Origin of the sequence: Bradyrhizobium sp. USDA 241 (assembly GCF_049739505.1) — a bacterium.
GTDB lineage: Bacteria > Pseudomonadota > Alphaproteobacteria > Rhizobiales > Xanthobacteraceae > Bradyrhizobium > Bradyrhizobium liaoningense.
The window spans coordinates 1,443,485-1,458,885 of the sequence record NZ_JBMGPZ010000002.1; the positions used below are offsets into that span (position 1 = coordinate 1,443,485).

The 15,401-nt window shown below is 59.8% G+C and carries 26 protein-coding genes and 1 tRNA gene; 17 read left to right on the forward strand and 10 right to left on the reverse strand.

What is annotated here, in order from left to right; translation table 11 throughout:
- Positions 1 to 22 precede the first annotated feature (22 nt).
- The 8 genes from ABIF91_RS08035 to ABIF91_RS08070 all read right to left on the reverse strand — a co-directional run bounded on the left by ABIF91_RS08035 (position 23) and on the right by ABIF91_RS08070 (position 4,231).
- Positions 23 to 502 (reverse strand): hypothetical protein, encoded by a 480-nt coding sequence (locus ABIF91_RS08035; RefSeq protein WP_424578996.1) that lies wholly within the window; start codon positions 500 to 502, stop codon positions 23 to 25.
- Between the two features lie 221 nt (positions 503 to 723).
- Positions 724 to 864, reverse strand: a complete 141-nt coding sequence (locus ABIF91_RS08040; protein WP_424578997.1) for a hypothetical protein — start codon at positions 862 to 864, stop codon at positions 724 to 726.
- A 186-nt stretch (positions 865 to 1,050) separates the two neighbouring features.
- Complete coding sequence (locus ABIF91_RS08045) at positions 1,051 to 1,266, reverse strand: hypothetical protein (RefSeq protein WP_424578998.1); 216 nt, start codon at positions 1,264 to 1,266, stop codon at positions 1,051 to 1,053.
- The gene (locus tag ABIF91_RS08050) at positions 1,235 to 1,456 is read right to left on the reverse strand and encodes a hypothetical protein (RefSeq protein ID WP_424578999.1); all 222 of its coding nucleotides are present in this window, start codon (positions 1,454 to 1,456) and stop codon (positions 1,235 to 1,237) included. Before ABIF91_RS08050 ends, ABIF91_RS08045 begins: the two co-directional genes overlap by 32 nt.
- A 31-nt stretch (positions 1,457 to 1,487) precedes the next feature.
- Positions 1,488 to 1,817, reverse strand: a complete 330-nt coding sequence (locus tag ABIF91_RS08055) for a hypothetical protein (protein ID WP_424579000.1) — start codon at positions 1,815 to 1,817, stop codon at positions 1,488 to 1,490.
- A 63-nt stretch (positions 1,818 to 1,880) separates the two neighbouring features.
- On the reverse strand, positions 1,881 to 2,147 hold the full coding sequence (locus ABIF91_RS08060; RefSeq protein ID WP_424579001.1) for a hypothetical protein: 267 nt from the start codon (positions 2,145 to 2,147) through the stop codon (positions 1,881 to 1,883).
- A gap of 154 nt (positions 2,148 to 2,301) precedes the next feature.
- Complete coding sequence (locus ABIF91_RS08065) at positions 2,302 to 2,451, reverse strand: hypothetical protein (protein ID WP_424579002.1); 150 nt, start codon at positions 2,449 to 2,451, stop codon at positions 2,302 to 2,304.
- 650 nt (positions 2,452 to 3,101) lie between these two features.
- A protein-coding gene (locus ABIF91_RS08070) for an IS3-like element ISRj2 family transposase (RefSeq protein WP_129557670.1) occupies positions 3,102 to 4,231 on the reverse strand; the annotation gives its coding sequence in 2 pieces (ribosomal slippage) (positions 3,102 to 3,979 and positions 3,979 to 4,231; 1,131 coding nt in all).
- Between the two features lie 99 nt (positions 4,232 to 4,330).
- Between ABIF91_RS08070 and ABIF91_RS08075 the strand changes: the two genes are divergently transcribed.
- The 5 genes from ABIF91_RS08075 to ABIF91_RS08095 all read left to right on the forward strand — a co-directional run bounded on the left by ABIF91_RS08075 (position 4,331) and on the right by ABIF91_RS08095 (position 8,562).
- Complete coding sequence (locus ABIF91_RS08075) at positions 4,331 to 4,798, forward strand: hypothetical protein (protein ID WP_424579003.1); 468 nt, start codon at positions 4,331 to 4,333, stop codon at positions 4,796 to 4,798.
- Between the two features lie 505 nt (positions 4,799 to 5,303).
- The gene (locus ABIF91_RS08080) at positions 5,304 to 6,572 is read left to right on the forward strand and encodes an MBOAT family O-acyltransferase (RefSeq protein ID WP_424579092.1); all 1,269 of its coding nucleotides are present in this window, start codon (positions 5,304 to 5,306) and stop codon (positions 6,570 to 6,572) included.
- A 1-nt stretch (position 6,573) separates the two neighbouring features.
- Positions 6,574 to 7,494, forward strand: a complete 921-nt coding sequence (locus tag ABIF91_RS08085) for a hypothetical protein (protein WP_424579004.1) — start codon at positions 6,574 to 6,576, stop codon at positions 7,492 to 7,494.
- Between the two features lie 61 nt (positions 7,495 to 7,555).
- Entirely contained in the window at positions 7,556 to 7,927 is a 372-nt protein-coding gene (locus tag ABIF91_RS08090) for a hypothetical protein (protein ID WP_424579005.1), read from the forward strand.
- Between the two features lie 38 nt (positions 7,928 to 7,965).
- Positions 7,966 to 8,562, forward strand: a complete 597-nt coding sequence (locus tag ABIF91_RS08095; protein WP_424579006.1) for an RNA ligase family protein — start codon at positions 7,966 to 7,968, stop codon at positions 8,560 to 8,562.
- A 263-nt stretch (positions 8,563 to 8,825) separates the two neighbouring features.
- Here the strand turns inward: ABIF91_RS08095 and ABIF91_RS08100 are convergent, their stop codons facing one another.
- Positions 8,826 to 9,041 carry a hypothetical protein gene (locus tag ABIF91_RS08100; protein WP_424579007.1) on the reverse strand — a complete coding sequence of 72 codons (216 nt, stop codon included), beginning with the start codon at positions 9,039 to 9,041 and terminating at the stop codon, positions 8,826 to 8,828.
- A gap of 216 nt (positions 9,042 to 9,257) precedes the next feature.
- Between ABIF91_RS08100 and ABIF91_RS08105 the strand changes: the two genes are divergently transcribed.
- Entirely contained in the window at positions 9,258 to 9,443 is a 186-nt protein-coding gene (locus tag ABIF91_RS08105) for a hypothetical protein (protein WP_424579008.1), read from the forward strand.
- A gap of 218 nt (positions 9,444 to 9,661) precedes the next feature.
- Positions 9,662 to 9,991: a hypothetical protein gene (locus ABIF91_RS08110; protein WP_424579009.1), complete on the forward strand. Its 330-nt coding sequence runs from the start codon at positions 9,662 to 9,664 to the stop codon at positions 9,989 to 9,991.
- Positions 9,992 to 10,244: 253 nt separating this feature from the next.
- Here the strand turns inward: ABIF91_RS08110 and ABIF91_RS08115 are convergent, their stop codons facing one another.
- On the reverse strand, positions 10,245 to 10,790 hold the full coding sequence (locus ABIF91_RS08115) for a pilus assembly protein N-terminal domain-containing protein (protein ID WP_424579010.1): 546 nt from the start codon (positions 10,788 to 10,790) through the stop codon (positions 10,245 to 10,247).
- A gap of 688 nt (positions 10,791 to 11,478) precedes the next feature.
- On the opposite strand from ABIF91_RS08115, the gene ABIF91_RS08120 reads away from it, so the two are divergent.
- The 10 genes from ABIF91_RS08120 (at position 11,479) to ABIF91_RS08165 (ending at position 15,219) form a co-directional block, all read left to right on the forward strand.
- The gene (locus tag ABIF91_RS08120) at positions 11,479 to 12,264 is read left to right on the forward strand and encodes a hypothetical protein (RefSeq protein ID WP_424579011.1); all 786 of its coding nucleotides are present in this window, start codon (positions 11,479 to 11,481) and stop codon (positions 12,262 to 12,264) included.
- 169 nt (positions 12,265 to 12,433) lie between these two features.
- Positions 12,434 to 12,919, forward strand: coding sequence for a hypothetical protein (locus ABIF91_RS08125; RefSeq protein ID WP_424579012.1), 486 nt, complete (start codon positions 12,434 to 12,436; stop codon positions 12,917 to 12,919).
- Positions 12,920 to 12,973: 54 nt separating this feature from the next.
- A complete protein-coding gene (locus ABIF91_RS08130) occupies positions 12,974 to 13,207 on the forward strand; it encodes a hypothetical protein (protein WP_424579013.1) in 234 nt (77 codons plus the stop codon).
- Positions 13,204 to 13,410 carry a hypothetical protein gene (locus tag ABIF91_RS08135; RefSeq protein ID WP_424579014.1) on the forward strand — a complete coding sequence of 69 codons (207 nt, stop codon included), beginning with the start codon at positions 13,204 to 13,206 and terminating at the stop codon, positions 13,408 to 13,410. Before ABIF91_RS08130 ends, ABIF91_RS08135 begins: the two co-directional genes overlap by 4 nt.
- A gap of 399 nt (positions 13,411 to 13,809) precedes the next feature.
- Positions 13,810 to 13,980 carry a hypothetical protein gene (locus ABIF91_RS08140; RefSeq protein WP_424579015.1) on the forward strand — a complete coding sequence of 57 codons (171 nt, stop codon included), beginning with the start codon at positions 13,810 to 13,812 and terminating at the stop codon, positions 13,978 to 13,980.
- Between the two features lie 174 nt (positions 13,981 to 14,154).
- Positions 14,155 to 14,230, forward strand: a tRNA-Glu gene (locus tag ABIF91_RS08145).
- A 14-nt stretch (positions 14,231 to 14,244) separates the two neighbouring features.
- Positions 14,245 to 14,391, forward strand: a complete 147-nt coding sequence (locus tag ABIF91_RS08150; protein WP_424579016.1) for a hypothetical protein — start codon at positions 14,245 to 14,247, stop codon at positions 14,389 to 14,391.
- Positions 14,391 to 14,696: a hypothetical protein gene (locus tag ABIF91_RS08155; RefSeq protein WP_424579017.1), complete on the forward strand. Its 306-nt coding sequence runs from the start codon at positions 14,391 to 14,393 to the stop codon at positions 14,694 to 14,696. Before ABIF91_RS08150 ends, ABIF91_RS08155 begins: the two co-directional genes overlap by 1 nt.
- Positions 14,697 to 14,738: 42 nt before the next feature.
- Positions 14,739 to 14,924, forward strand: a complete 186-nt coding sequence (locus tag ABIF91_RS08160) for a hypothetical protein (RefSeq protein WP_424579018.1) — start codon at positions 14,739 to 14,741, stop codon at positions 14,922 to 14,924.
- Between the two features lie 97 nt (positions 14,925 to 15,021).
- Positions 15,022 to 15,219, forward strand: a complete 198-nt coding sequence (locus tag ABIF91_RS08165; protein WP_424579019.1) for a hypothetical protein — start codon at positions 15,022 to 15,024, stop codon at positions 15,217 to 15,219.
- The last annotated feature ends 182 nt before the right edge of the window (positions 15,220 to 15,401 follow it).

Consider the following 15,401-nt stretch of genomic DNA (forward strand, 5'->3'; position numbering starts at 1 on the left):
CTGTCGGCGAGTTTGCGGCGTCTCATGTCAGATCGTCCGCGGTGCAGGGTGGCGCCATGGCGCGCAGCGTGGTGCCCTTGACCCAGACCACAGCCGGGTGCGGGATCTCGGCGCGGTCGCCGTTCCAGCCCAGCCTCTTGAGGATGCGCTGCACGTTCTTCGGATAGAGTCGCCAGATCAGCGCGCTCATCTCGACGGCGTGCGTGTACTCGACCCGGCCGTCGTCATAGACCGTCTTGACCGAGGCGCTGTGGAAGCCGAGCATGGCTTCCGGCGTCGTGCAGAACTGGCTTTTCGGCAGCAGGCCGAGGAAGTAGGTGCAGGCCGAGACGCATTCGCCGGCCACGACGACCTTCTCGCCTGTGTCGCGCAGGGCCGAGTACTTCTGGATGTAGTCGACGATCTTGCCGCCGGGGTCGTTTGCGACGAACACGGTCGCGGATGCCGGCACCGAGGCAAGCGCCAGCAGCCCGGCGAGCGCCAGGCGAACGAGGGAGTTCATGGTGGACTCGAGGAGCTGGCCGCTCAGCCGAAGACGATGACCACGGCGTGCATCAACAGCAGCGCGACGATCACAACGATGAGGGGCACCAGGATGATGATGCGATCAAAGGTTCTTGAGCCGCGCATCGATCACCTCGAACGGGTTGAAGGTGAATGCGCGCTCGATCGAGGCCTGCCAGATGGCGTAGCTGAACATGAAGACGGACAGGGGGAATGGCATCACTCCTCCTCTTCATCGCCGATCAGCTCCTGAACCAGGCGCTCGATGGTGTTGTTCAGCTCGTCGGTGGAGTCGATGATGGCGGAGGCGATCCAGTTGGCGCCGATCAGAAGCGCCAGAGTGATGAGCCAGTAGTTCATCACCAGATCCCCAGCCAGACGCCCCAGCCGTGGATGACCCCGACCGGGAAGATGATGGCGCCGATGAAGAGCAGCGCCCAGGACGCCGCCTTGATGCAGGTGACGACGTGGGTGACCCAGGCGGCGATGGCCAGGACGTAAGCGATCAGGGTCGCGAAACCAAGTAGGCGGGGGGATAGTGGCCGGTCATGCCCAGATTACCTCTTCTTCGCGCTCAGGCAGGCTGCCCTGGCCGTTCAGCCAGATGGTGTCGACCTCTTTGCCTTCTGCGACGGTGACTTTGTGCTCGATGCAGATCTCGACGATCTCCAGCTCGCGGAATGAATGTCCTTCGGTGATGAGCTGGCCGTCGACGTAGATGCCGCTCCAGTCATCGCCTCGCGCCAGTGTCAGCCGGCTCATTGAAACGTCCCCTATCGATGGCGACGACGCGGGCCGCCCTCTGGACGTCCGGAAGCCGCTGCTCCTTGATTGCTGTGACCGGCGTGATCCCGCCGAGCAGCTCGTTGCCGCGCAGCATCCAGGCTTGCGCCTTGACGTTGCCGACCAGCGGTTCGAGCTGCTTGATGATCTGGTAGGCCTGCATCGCCATCGGCGACGTCGAGATCGGGTCGTGGACCACGTCAGACCTGCGCTTTGGCGGCGCGGAGGCTCTCGGCGTATTCGCTTGGATACCCCATGCACTGGCGCATGAACTCGCGGTGCCAGAGGTCTTCCCACCACTTGGCCATCTCGGCCTCCTGCTCCGCCGTCATCACGATCTCGCCCTCGATCTGGAGGTTCGTGGTCGCGAAGGTCGAGAGCATCTCGGTGTCGATCTCCCGCGTCGGACCGAAGCTGAAGTCGTCGAGCGGGATGCGCTTGCCGTCGATGCTCAGCTCGATGTCCAGCCGAACAGCATCATGTTCTCGGTGTGCCGGCTCAGGATCTCGTTCACGCGGCGATGTCCGCAACGAGGATGCCAAAGGCGATCGCGATGGCGGCGCCGATCAGGAGCTGGGTGAACTCGGGCGGGATCATCGGCCAAGCTCCTCACGGACGGCGGTGACCGCCTTTTCCATGGCTGCGCGGACGATGAACATGTGGACGTGCTCGTCCTCCATCTCGATCTGCTCGATGCGCTCCTCGGCAGCGACCTTGATGTCCATGTCGATGGACCGCGACATCGGATAGCGGACCAGCATCGTGGTGCCTGGTCGCCAGGTGCCGCGCCGCTGCCAGCACTTCAGTTCGGTTTCGAATGCGTCGAGTGCCGCATTCGTCAGCTTTTCCATCACGCCCATGATGTCCTTCGCTTTTTTGAATGGTGCCCCGGCTCGCCGTTCAGACGAGACCGGGCTCTGGGTAATCAGTGCAGGTACGAAAGCTGCGTCAGGGCGAGCGCCAGGAAACAGGCGACTTCGAAGCCGATGACGGAATTGAGGATGGGATCGGAACTCATTTGCGAGCCTTGTCGGTTTGGTCCGGGGCCAGCAGGTTCATGACGATCAAGGTCACAGCTCCGGTCGCCAGAGCCACGAAAGTCAGGGCCATCAGCTGGATCGTGAGCTGGCCGAGCGCGACGACGAAGACGAGGTCGTCCATCATGTCGCAGCTCCCGGGTTGAAATTGGCAAAAGGCCTCCTTCCCCGGTTCAGCCAGGTTGGAGCCGGCTGTTCCGAGGTCGGGGCGAACAGAGGGTTGAATGATTTGCACGAATGCTAATCTACGCCGACCAATACACCGCCCCCCCCCGGTTTCGTCAAGGGGAATGCAAATGGAATGCAAACGGGGGACCCCGGCCGGGTTGCGTTTCAACAAGTCAGGCCCGAAATCCGTCCCAGGTGTTGAAACCGGTCGACCAGCCGCCAGGCGGGGTCCAAGGTTATGATGATGGTTCACTGATGGTTATATGATGGTTTACCGGCAGCTCCTGCCGGTGGTAGCGGCAGCTCCTGCCGGTGGGTACCGGCAACTCTCGCCGCGCCATATTTGCCACACCGGCAGCTCCTGCCGGTGGTCCATCCCCTCGCGGCGGCGCGCGCGTGGGGTTAGATCTGGGCGCGTCAGCGCCCCGCCCCCCAGGTGCGGGGCCTGTCAGAAACCACAGGTAGAGCTGGCCCCGGTTGTTTGGACAGCGCCCCGCTGGATTTAAGTGGATTCCTGCCGGGTTATGCTGAACGCGGGGCTTTACGGTTTTGTCGTTGCGTCGGGAGGGCGTAGCCCGACCAGAGCGACGACAAAACCGTCGGCGACGGTCATGCGGCCATCACCATAGCTTGCGTGCCGAAGTAAGCCTCGTCGGGCGTGCGCCCGTCAAGGCTCGAGTGAGGGCGTCCCTGATTGTAGAAGGCCAGATACTTGGCAATTGACGCTCGCGCCTCGGACACGCTGTCGTAGGCGCGGAGATAAACTTCTTCGTATTTGACCGTGCGCCAGAGCCGCTCGACAAACACGTTGTCGCGCCAGGCGCCCTTGCCGTCCATGCTGATGGCGATCTTCGCGTCCAGCAGCACATCGGTGAACTCGAGGCTGGTGAACTGGCTGCCCTGATCCGTGTTGAAAATCTCGGGCCTGCCGTGCTTCGCCAACGCCTCCTGGACCGCTTCGACGCAGAAGGCCGCCTCCATTGTGATCGAGACGCGATGGGCCAGGACCCGTCGGCTGAACACATCGACGACCGCCGCGAGATAGACGAAGCCACGCCGCATCGGAATGTAGGTGATGTCCATTGCCCACGCATGGTCGGGCCGCTCGATCTTCAATCCGCGCAACAGGTACGGGTAGATCTTGTGACCCGGAGCCGGCTTGCTCGTGTTCGGGCGACGATAGACCGCCTCGATCCCCATGCGCTTCATCAGCGTCGCGATGTGGCGGCGACCGGCGTATACGCCCTCCCGCCGCAGCAACGATCGCAGCATACGCGCTCCCGCGAAGGGATAATCGAGATGCAGCTCATCGAGCCGACGCATCAAGGCAAGGTCCTCGGCCGAAACTGGCCGAGGTTCATAGTAGACCGTGCTGCGAGCCAGCTTCAGGACCTTCGCCTGGCGCACGATAGAAAGATCATGATCGCGGTCGATCATCGCTTTGCGCTCAGCAGGCCCGCCTTGGTGAGCGCGCCGGACAAAAAATCGTTTTCCAACGCCAGCTCGCCGATCTTGGCATGTAACGCCTTCAAATCGACCGGCGTCTCGGCCGATGTCTTGTCATGCCCAAACACGCCGGCGGCGCCTTCCAGGAGCTGGTTTTTCCAGATCGTGATCTGGTTCGGATGAACATCAAACAGTTGCGCCAGCTCCGCCAGTGTCTTGTCGCCTTTGACCGCAGCCAAAGCAACCTTCGCCTTGAATGCCGGAGAATGCGTCCGGCGGCTCTTCTTCGTCATCTTCGCTCCTGATTCGCAGCAAGAATCCTCGCCGCTGTCAGGCAGAAAATCCACTCAAGCTACTGTCCGAATTTGCGGGGCCAGCTCTGGTTGACACAATTGACCCAGCTGACCCGACGCCCGGACAAGGAGCCTCACCGAGCCGGCGGATGGTTCGTCTACTACGGCGACGTCCGGGTGGGGCACATCGGTAAGCGTGCCGGCGTCCCCACCCATGCTCCGCAGTGGGTATGGAACTGCGGCTTCTATCCCGGCTGTGACCCAGGTCAGTCGACCAACGGGACGGCCGAGACCTTCGAGCAGGCGCGGGCCGGCTTCGAGGAGGCGTGGAGGAAGCTGCTCGTCACCCGCACCGAGGCGCACTTCGAGCTGTGGCGCCAGTCCCGTGACTTCCATGCCTGGAAGGACCGGATGCATGACGAGCGGCTGCCGATGCCGACGCAGCGAGAGAGCGGCCGGGCGCGCTGCTTCTGCGGCGAGGAGATTACCAATGCCGGCGTGCCGGCGCACATCCAGGCGGCGCACCGCGGCATCGGGGCGAATGATTCGCATTCGAGCGATCGATGACCTACCTTGGACTCCGTCAGTGGAGTTCCGCGTATGGCGTCCCCTTCCATCATCCCGAACGACCGGCTCGACAAGGAGCTACATTACAGCCGGCGATTACAAGACGTTTTATTTCGACAAGACGATCCTTCCTTCATATTCAGGATAGAGCAGTAGCCTGCGCTGTGGAGGCGGCCTCCTGGTAAGCACCCGCGGCCCGAGTCCTGTTCCAAGTTGCCCCAGACTATGTTAGGCAGATCGCCCGCTGGGGTTGTCTGTCTTTATGCTTTTCAATTCGCCAGAGTTCCTGTTCGCGTTCCTCCCCGTCGCTCTCATCGCAACCGCTCTTTCGTCCAGACTTGGCGATCGGCGGTTCGGAATGATTTGCTTGGCCGCATGCTCATTGTTTTTCTATGGTTATTGGGACTGGCGGGCGCTTCCTATAATCGGAACATCGATTGCCTTCAACTTTACTGTTGCGCGATTGATCGCTGACTCGAAGCGGCGAAGGAAGCGCCTCGCGCTAATGTGGTTGGGCGTTGCGGGAAATATAGGTGCATTGGCATATTTCAAGTACGCCAATTTTTTCTTGGGAAATTTAGGTGGCCTCTTAGGCATCCATCAAAGCACCATGGCAATAGCACTCCCATTGGCGATCTCGTTTTACAGCTTTCAACAGGTCGCCTTTATCGTCGACACTTACAATAGGGAGATGGAGACTGTTCCTCTAAAGGAATATTTACTGTCTGTTGTGTTCTTCCCGCATTTGATCGCCGGCCCACTGCTGCACTATCAGGATATCATAACTCAATTCAAAAATAGGTTTGCGGTTTCTTGGGAGACGTTTTGGCTTGGCTTGCCCGTATTCGCGGTGGGCCTTGCAAAGAAAACCCTGATTGCGGATTCGATCGCCAGTTCTATCGCGCCTATTTTTGCAAAAAGCTCGGTGGCACTCCCTGATTTCTTTTCGGCATGGGGCGCGGCGCTCGGCTATACTGCGCAGCTATATTTCGACTTTTCCGGCTACTCAGATATGGCGATCGGCCTCGGCCTGATGTTCGGAATAGTGCTCCCGCTAAACTTCTTCTCGCCCTACAAAGCAACGTCCATCATCGAATTCTGGCGCCGATGGCATATAACACTATCTGGGTTCTTGCGAGACTACCTGTATATCCCCATGGGAGGTGGGCGGTCAGGACCCGTCAGGCGATATGCAAATCTTATGACCGTGATGCTTCTCGGTGGTTTGTGGCACGGCGCGGCGTGGACCTTCGTCGCGTGGGGCGCATTCCATGGAGCCCTTCTCGCGGCAAATCACTTGTGGAGGGACAACGTATCGTCGCGGCTTCCACTGGTGGATACATTGCTGCGCCCGGTCTATGCGCCTATGACGTTTTTTATGGTCGTGGTCGCTTGGGTTTTTTTTCGTGCCCCTGACTTCGTGACGGCATGGAATGTTGTTCAGGCCATGTTTGGAGGTTCGGTCGTCTCGTTGCCCGGCGAGGTTGCCTACCTTCTCGGCGTTGATCGATTGGCCGGCATCGCTTGGGGGCAGACTTTGCCGTTTACAGATTTCAGCGTACTCTGGCTCATGCTGGTGATCGCGTTTGCGATCATATGGTGCGCCCCAAATACGGCCGAGATATTTGCGCTAGACGGAAAGGGCGCGCCGCTAACGGAGCGGAGTTTGCATCTCTCATTCAGAACGGCAATCGTTTCGGGGGTGCTGCTGTGGCTTTCTTGCTTTGGAATATTCGGCTCGGCACCATCTGAATTTCTCTATTTCCAGTTCTAGCATGCGCCGCCTTCTCCTCACTTTGGCTGTGATCTTACTTCTTGCATTGGGCTGGAACGGATTCATTCGTCTCATCACACCGCCGTATGACGCGGCATGGATTGCCAGTACCTATGAGCGCAAGGAAACGGCAGCAGCGGAGATTGAAGGGCCTAAGATTGTCCTCATCGGAGGATCTTCTACGCATTTTGGCTTCTCGGGTGAGACGATCTCGCGGTTGATCGGTGTTCCGGTCGTAAATCTAGGTGTCCACGCCGGCCTGGGCGCCGACTATATTCTCGATCGAGCTAAGCGTTCTCTGAAGCGCGGCGATACGGCCGTTCTTTCCTTGGAATATCATCTTTTCAAGCGGGCGCGACCGAGCGACGTTGCCGGCAGTTTCGTTGCGATGTTTGATTCAGGCTATATGGCTGAGTGTCCGCCGAAGGACATCCCGCAATTTGTTTATGGCTTTTCTCCCAAGCATTTAATCTCGACATATTTTCAAAGGCTCATCCCTTGGACTCTTCCCCTTTACCGGGCCGAGACCGTAACTGCTTCGGGCGACGAAACGGCTGGGGCAGACGCGGATATAACTCCAAGAATGCGAGCTCTGGCGAGGTCCTATCCGCCAATCTCAGTGTCAGCTCCAGAGAGCCACAACCCAATTCAGGCGATCGTTGACTTCGTCAATTGGGCGAGAGCAAATGGGGTCAATGTAAAATACGTTTGGCCTCCTATGATCGATCGCGCGGCTTACTCGGAGATGCGCTACCTGGTGCTGTTTTCTGCCATCCGGGACACTTTCAAAGGGCTAGGCGTGCCGGTGCTTGGGGATTCATCTGATTTCTTCCTTCGCGAAGATGAAGTCCTCGACACCTTTTACCATGCTAATTTGGCTGGCCGAACTCGTATGAGTCGCCGATTGGCGCAATTGCTGTAAGCCACCAACGCCCGCGTCTGGCTGATGACGCCGCGGCCCAGCATGCCCCCAGGCCACAGCGATGACGCCCGAGATCAGCCGGCCGACCGGCATGCCATTGAAATTGGCACTTGTCGCCCATGCCCTTGATGATCATTTCTACCTGGTCCTGGAGGACTTCAGGAGCGGCGCGGCGTTCCGCGAGACCGACGAGGGCATCGACTACCAGACTCTGATCACCGACCTGCTCGGCGGCCAGTACGACCAGGTGCGGCGGGTCGTCGCCTTCAACCCGGCCGAGGGATGGTCGCGAGACGCCTCGGAGGACGTGGCCCGCGAGCTGGAGCACCGGATCAGCGCCGAGGGTCGGGAGATTTCCGACGCGCTCCAGGACTTCATCGAGAGCCACCTCGGGCGGAAGATCGGCGTGCAGCTCCCGCTGCCGCTGCGCTGAGGACTCGCATTCTGGCCGCCCGTGCATAGATGGCGGCCATGCCAACCAAGTTCGAATTTTGCAGGCCGGCGGCCAAGAAGGTGGTCCCGGCCGGCCCCGATTGGATCCATGAGGTGAAGTACGACGGCTACCGCGGGCGCGTGGTCCGCGAGGGCAAGGACGTGAAGGTGCTCTCGAAGGCGGGGCTCGACTGGACCTGGCGCTACCCGATGATCGTCGAGGCGGCACTGAAGATGAAGCAGCAGCGCTTCGTCATCGACGGCGAGATCTGCGTGCTCGACGTGCGCGGCATCTCGCAGTTCGACTGGCTACACTCCGGCCGCTACAACGACGACGCCCAGCTCTACGCCTTCGACCTGGTAGTGCTCGACGGCGATGACCTGCGAGACCTGCCGCTGTTCGAGCGCAAGAGCCGGCTGGCCAAGATCCTGCATTGGCGTCCGGAGGGCATCTTCGTCGCGCGCTTTGAGCAAGGCGAGATCGGGCCGAGCCTGTTCGACGCGGCCTGCCGCATGGGGCTCGAGGGTTTGGTCAGCAAGCACCGCGAGCGGCGCTACCGGCCGCGGACCTGCGAGTGGATCAAGGTGAAGAACCGACAGCACCCCGCGTTCTCTCGCGTCCAGGATCAGTTCTGAAGTCATCGAGGCTGACCACCTCGGCGGATCCGCCGCGCTCGATCCAGGCGACGATCTCCTGATTTGCATTCGTGCTACGCAGGATCTTGAGCAGGACCGATCGCACGGCCATCAGCCGGCGCAGCTCCTCGATGGTGAACCCGAGAACTTCCATCACGCTACCTCGTCGACCCTAAGCCAACCAGATCACGGCGGCATCCGCAAGTAGTGGCGCAATCGCCACAGCAACCGTCACATTGACGCGGAAGCGGTGGGGCTAGTCCTCAATCATCTCCTCGTTCGACCTCATCCATATCCTCTGGCGAGAAACCGCCGGCCTTGTCACCCGCAGCTCCAAGCCGCTCCTGCTCGCGCTCCAGCTCCTCGAATATCTCGATGTAGTCCTTGAAGCTGCTTGATGGGCCGATGTGCCGGTCGATCAGCTGTCGAAGCGCTCTTCTCGGAAGACTTCTCGATTGAAGGTCATATTCAGCTCCCATCAGCTCCGCATCATCGAGAATGCGGCTACGGCGATGCGTGGGGGATGAAGGTGACCCACCCTATAGCCTCGCTCGGAGCTCGGCATAGAACGTTTGTGTGGCGGATTGCTGTTTTCAAAGTGTTGCTGTACACAGCGCGAAGCGCTGGCCGCCGGGGAACGATTTGCTCCTCGTTTGCGCTGCCGCGCGGCACATCCTCAGCAAACAGGGACTGATATGGCGAAGGCGAAGAAGATCGCGCGGCGGGAATACACCAAGGAAGACGTGAAGGCGCTGAAGGCGCACTCGAAAGCCAGGACGCCGATCGCCAAGATCTCGAAGCAGATGAAGCGGACCGTGCCGGCGCTGCGGGCGAAGGCGCACCAGCTCGGTATTGGTCTGGGCGAAGCCCAGCGCACGTAATTTGCATTTTTGCGCTGATGTGGTAGCAGGTCCACCTCGGGACCGTTGCATTTCCCAAAGTCCAATGCGTCCTTTCCAGGAGAACTTCCCGAATAGGGGGGTTCTTTTGTTTTGGGGCGTGGCGGGCCGCCCGGCACCGCCGCCCACGTGGGATAGTAGGAGGCATTTTGCGGGTCTCACTCATCCGCTGGTAATGGTTCCGGGTTATGGTGCCGAGCATGAAACGTCTTGCCCTCTGCATCAGCGCCATTGCAATCAGAGCCGGCGATGCTCTCGCCGAGGAATATCCCTATCGAGAGCCGAGCTACTATCGGACGGTCTTCATCGATAGCGCGGTCCGAAAATGCTTGCGTGATGAGGGCAGCACGTCTGAGGTCATGCACGTGTACTGCGAGTGCAAGGCCACTGGGGTAGCCACTTTCATCACTCAACGGGACCTCGACGAGATGATGGCTGGCGGGCTGCACGTGACGCCGCGTTACTTGGAGCTGGCGGACAAGGCAGAGCGCCAATGCTACAAGATCATGACCGGCAAGGATCTGAACTGAAGGTCTTGTTGCTCGCGGACCGCGGCTGTTCTCTTAGATCAGCGCGTAGCGCTCGCCGGCCATAGCCGATATCGGCCGCGTGAACCTCCCGAGCAGGGTGGGTTTTTTTTCGGGGCGGGGTGTATCACCCAAGTGAACACCCGCCTATATCTCGGCCGAGCAGTTCTGGAATGGTAAGCCGGGAATGGGCATAGCGTTCGCTGGCCATGCCTTCTCGCATATCTGACTCTTAATCCTGGCCAAATGATTGACCCTAGCGGACGGGGGTTCCGCTAGATTCTTCTTTGCCCTCCGACTTTGTTTGAGGCATCGGTGCGCTGCATCCGGTTGGTGAACAATAGCGGGCGACGAAATCGGGCTGATCTGAGCCACCACCAGCATTAAGATTGCCACCATTGTTGATATTGATTGTCTGGCCGCCGCCGTTGCCCTGTTGTTTGCCGCTGGGCGTCCAGCCGTAGATCCTGACGACGTGACCAGGCTCCTTATCTGGATACATGGCCGGGCCTACGACTATTTGCGCGTGGTAGACGCGCTGTCCGCCGCTTCCCAAAAACATGATGTTCGTCGCGCCTGGCCCTATGGCCGTTAGCGATATAGTGCGCTGGGTATGAGCTCGCGCCCTGACAATACCGTCGTTAACCACAATGACGTCGGTAATGTCTTTGGGGAAGCTGAGTACCTTTTCGTTGCCCACCACAAGGCTAACGACTTCCTCTGGCCCGATCTCCTCCGGTTGCGCGAATGCGCCTGACGTGGCTAAGCAGGCAAAAAGCGCGGCGAAAACCAATCTTTTCATAGAAACCCCCACTCTGAAAAGGGTTAGCGTACCACCACAATCTGAGAGGGAGTCAAGGTTTTTCACGAGGCGCGAAGGTTTTTCAGGCTACCGCGCAGTGGTTGCCTACGGCAGCGGTGGCAAATCAGGCAGCGGCATCCAGTGCGTTATTGTTGATGCCTTGTCCTCAACGTCCCTGCAGATCAGACCGCGAACACCTGCTGCCAACTCCGTAGATTTGCAGAGATCAGACGGCGAACGGAGGAAGGGCCGTCGGGAGCCGCAGCGCGGGCCGCTGGGAGGCCGTCCCAGTCAGGGGTACAAAGGCAGCGCTTGAGGAATGCAAACGCATCCTGCCCAGGATTTGCATTGCCTGATGCCCATTTGGGCGTGATCCTCCCCCTCGACGTCGAAAAAGGCTCTTTTAGGCGTGGAAACTAGGCGCGAGTCGGCCCAGCATGGCCCTAGTTCAAGAAAAAAATTTGCATCCATGCAAATAATTCTCTTTCAAATCGTTTGCTTTCCTGTATTGTGCATATGGGAAATGCAAACGGAGTGATTTGAACGGTTTAGGTTTGGGCTTTCATAGCGAGTCTTATGACTCGCGCATTCCAACACCTTGCGAAGGACCTTCGCAAGGCACGGGAGAGCTTTGCCTGATCGCTGAAATTTCTCCGCACCCCCGGAAAACTGGAAAGGACTAGAGCAAATGACACAAGCGACCAATACCACCCCCGCCAAATCCCTTGGCCAGATTGCACTTGATGCAGCGGTCAAGGCTGTGAAGGCTGACGACTCCGCCGCGTTCACTGCTACCGTTGCACTCGCCCTTGTCATGGCTGACAAGCAAGCGCAGCGGGCGGAAACGGACAAGGACATTACGGACAAGGAAAACAAGCGGACATTCCGCGCCTTCCTGAAATACTACGCCAGCAAAGGCAATCTTGTGTGGCGCGACACTGACCATTTGGTCACCGGCTTTATGGCGATCAAGGACCGGAAGGAACGCGAAACCGCGGTTTCCGACTATATCGACGGCGGCAAGCACGCCAAAACGCAATTCGCCAAGCCGGAAGGCGCGCGGCTTGTGGAAGGGCTGGCGAAACTGCGGACATGGTCCTTCCGGCTTATGGCGGACGTTTGCGCCAACCATGCGGACGTTATCCGCGATATCGTCGCCAAGAAAGCGGCAGGCGCAACGGGCGATGCTTTGCAGCAAGTCTTTACCCGTTTCGTTAAGGGCCAGTATGGCGACTCCTTCGCCAAGCTTACCGCCCGCCTTTCGGTCGATAAGCCGAAACAGGACCGTGACGCAATCGACTCGATTGTGAAGCGGGCGGAGAATATGACCGACTCCGAGCTGGCAATCCTTATCCGTCGACTCGGCGAGATTACCGCCAAGCGGGCGGCGGCCGATGAAAGCATCGAGTCGGTGTTCGGCGATGCGCCCGAAACCCCCGTGCTGATCAAGGCGGAGGAAAAGGCCGCGGCCTGATCCAACCCACCGCTAACCCCCGGGGTCACTCCCCCGGGGGCTTTAGCTTGCATTTTTTTTGCCCGATCGCAGGGGCCACACTTTTGCGGCTCTGAACGGCGCGACGGCGTTTGGAAATTTTCCCTCGCCCTTGAGGCGAGACCCCCACCCCTATTTTGGAGACCAAACGATGGGCAAGCGCTTCATCGAACGCCCCACTGCGCGCCAAATCGTCGACAAGGCGGAGCGTGAGGCCCGATACGAACGGGCAAAGAACGTGAACGCGGACTGGCTGGCGGCCAACTTCGCCCCCGTCGCATCCCCTGCCCCTGCCGTGTCCAAGGCGGACATGAAGGCGGCGGCCGAGTACGCCACGTTCAATCGGTTCTACGACGAGTGGGACACCAACGACATCCCCGACAAGCTCGGCAAGACCGGCGAGCACGAGCCCAAGTCGATCTACTCGCCCGTACCCGCCTCCCGCATCCGCTTCGAACGTCCGGCCAAGCGCAAGGCTGCCGAGCGCAACGAACGGGACTGCGAGATCCCGGACTACCGGCGCAAGCAAACCTTCACGATCGAGGACGCCTCCGGGCGTGCCCGTGGAGCGATCGAGATCAACCCCTACTCCAAGCGCATCCGCATCGGTGGCTTTGGACTGACCACGAAGGCATAGCCCCATGAGACTGCTCAACGCGACGATACCGCCCCACTGGGCGGCTGCGATCCTGTGCGCCTGCGCCATCGCTGGCTGGATGACGGGAGGCGCGGCATGGAATTGATCATGATGGCGGCCGAAGTCGCCTCCCTTACCCTCAAGACGCACTGGGCCCAGACCTGGCTCAAGATCGACATGAACCGCATCACCTCTGCCCGCTCCGATCGGGGCCGGCGGGTGGCGATCGATCAGCTCTTCGTCGACACCGAGAAGGTCATCGACCACATCGGGAAGCAAATCGCATGAGCGTCATGATGCACCCCGGCTATGAGAGCGCTCGTTCGAGGCTCCAGCGCATCCGCCGCTACATCAAGCTGCCCCTGACCAAGAAGGACGTCGAGGCCTTCCGTCAGCTCTGGGACATCGCGCTCGAAAAGGAGGATTGCGGCCGGCAATGTGTCCGGTTCGTCGATGACCTGATCGAGCAGAACACACCGCTGAAATGGTGAAACACAATATCTGGTGTCTGGACCCCTGAAAATGGGGTCTCGACCCCGGTTTGGAGACCATTTTGCACCCCATTTGCACTAGATCTTGTGCCTGAGCAGTGCAAACGGAGTGGAAATTGGCAAATTTGCTTTTTATGGGGTCAGAAGGGACCGTTCGACGGACCTGAGCGTCTTTGCCGGGTTTGTCAGGGAATAGCGTGCAAATGGACTGGCATGACCGGCTGGAGGCTTCTGCCGTCCCCGGGGTAACTGCCATGGTCCGGCTATCTCCGTCCCCTGTCCTCCCCCTGTCTCTTAGTCCCCTTGAGGATGTGCATGTCCGGCGGCCCGCGATCGGCGGCGCCCTCGATACCTGCTGCTTTCTTGGGATTTGGTGTCGTCAGCGCAACGGAGGAACCGATGCTGGATCTGCTCAATACCCTCTACCGGGAGGGTCGTCATCGCCCCGGCAAGAACCTGAACCAGTGCTATGCCCTGGCCAATGCTGCCTTCCTCTTGGGGGCTCGGCATCGTCCGGCTCACATGGTCCGGGCGGCGATCGATACGCTCCGGGCGGCTTTCGAAAATTGAGGCCGAAATTCCCGTCCGGGAATTTCTGATGGGTTTTCGGAGGAATTATTTGGCGATTTTCCCGACCGGAAAATTGGCCCCTCCGACCCTCCCCTTCTCTCACAGAACCATGGCGAAAATTTGCTCTTGCATTTGCTTTGCTTTCGTGCAGCCGCGATCCAATCTAACCCCATAGCTCCCATCGTCTAGTGGCCCAGGACGCCGGCTTCTCAGGCCGGAAACGTTGGTTCGAGTCCAGCTGGGAGCGCCAATTTGGAGGCAGCAATGCCCGAAACTGAGGAACCGGCCGAGCCGTTCTACGAAGCCGAGGACATCGGCTGCGAATGCAACGATGCCGGCATGGAGTCGGAGTGGGAGTGGATGCCCGATCAGGGCGCCTACGTCTGCAACGGCTGCGGCGAGGTGCAGTGATGCACCTCGAAACCGCCCGAACGAAATTCCCGATCATCAGCGAAGAATGCGAGCCATTCGCCGCGATGATCATTGGCAAGATGTTTGCCCGCGCCGAGGCCGTGAAGGACGACGCGGACGAATACGCTGAAGGCATGCGCCGCCTGTGGTGGGCTGTCGTTCAGCTCGATCGACTTGCGATCCTGGCCGACACCGCCCTGCACTTCTCCCTCGCGATGAGCAATCACCGCGGTGCGGTGCGTCAGATGATCCAGAAGGCCCTCGGGATCGATCCCGAGGACGAACCATCCTGGCAGTGGAAATAGCCAGCTAACCAACCCTGCAACCCCTGACCTGAGAGAACAGCCATGGACGCTGATCGTCTCTACGTGTCTCCGACTGCGGCCACCAAGGCTGCCAACAAGGCCATCACCGAGCACAAGGCGGACAGCTTCCACGTGAAGCCCAGCCGCAAGCGCAACGATGATCGCTCCTGGGACTTCGGCTTCGTCGCTGTGCTGATGCGCGGCGGTCGCCCCGTGGGGTTCGCATGACCGATCCTCGCGAGTTCATCCGGGCCAGGGTTTTCCTCATCGCTTCATCGCCGCTCTTTCTGGCGCTGATGCACATGCTGCTCAAATAGAGGCGCTCATGTTCGCAATCGGAACCCGGCCTGATTATCGCCTGCCGTTCACGACGGTGGTGGTCGATCAGGTCACCTTCAACCACACACATCGGGACCGCGCCGGCTTCACCTGGCAGGAGCCGATCACGCTCAACATCCACCTGCTGGCGATGAACGTCGAAGCCATTCGACCCGCCAACAACGACAACGAGAAGGCCGCCTGATCATGGACATAGATCTAGGCCGTGATTTCATAAACCTGCCGGGCGGACGGTTTGCCGAGAGTCCGGTATGCCCCGATAGCGACCAAATTCCGCAGCGCAGCGAATTGACGCGATGGGCCACAACCGGACTCATGCACCGCAGCAAATAGCATCGCTATTCGATCACCTGGATGGCGGCACCA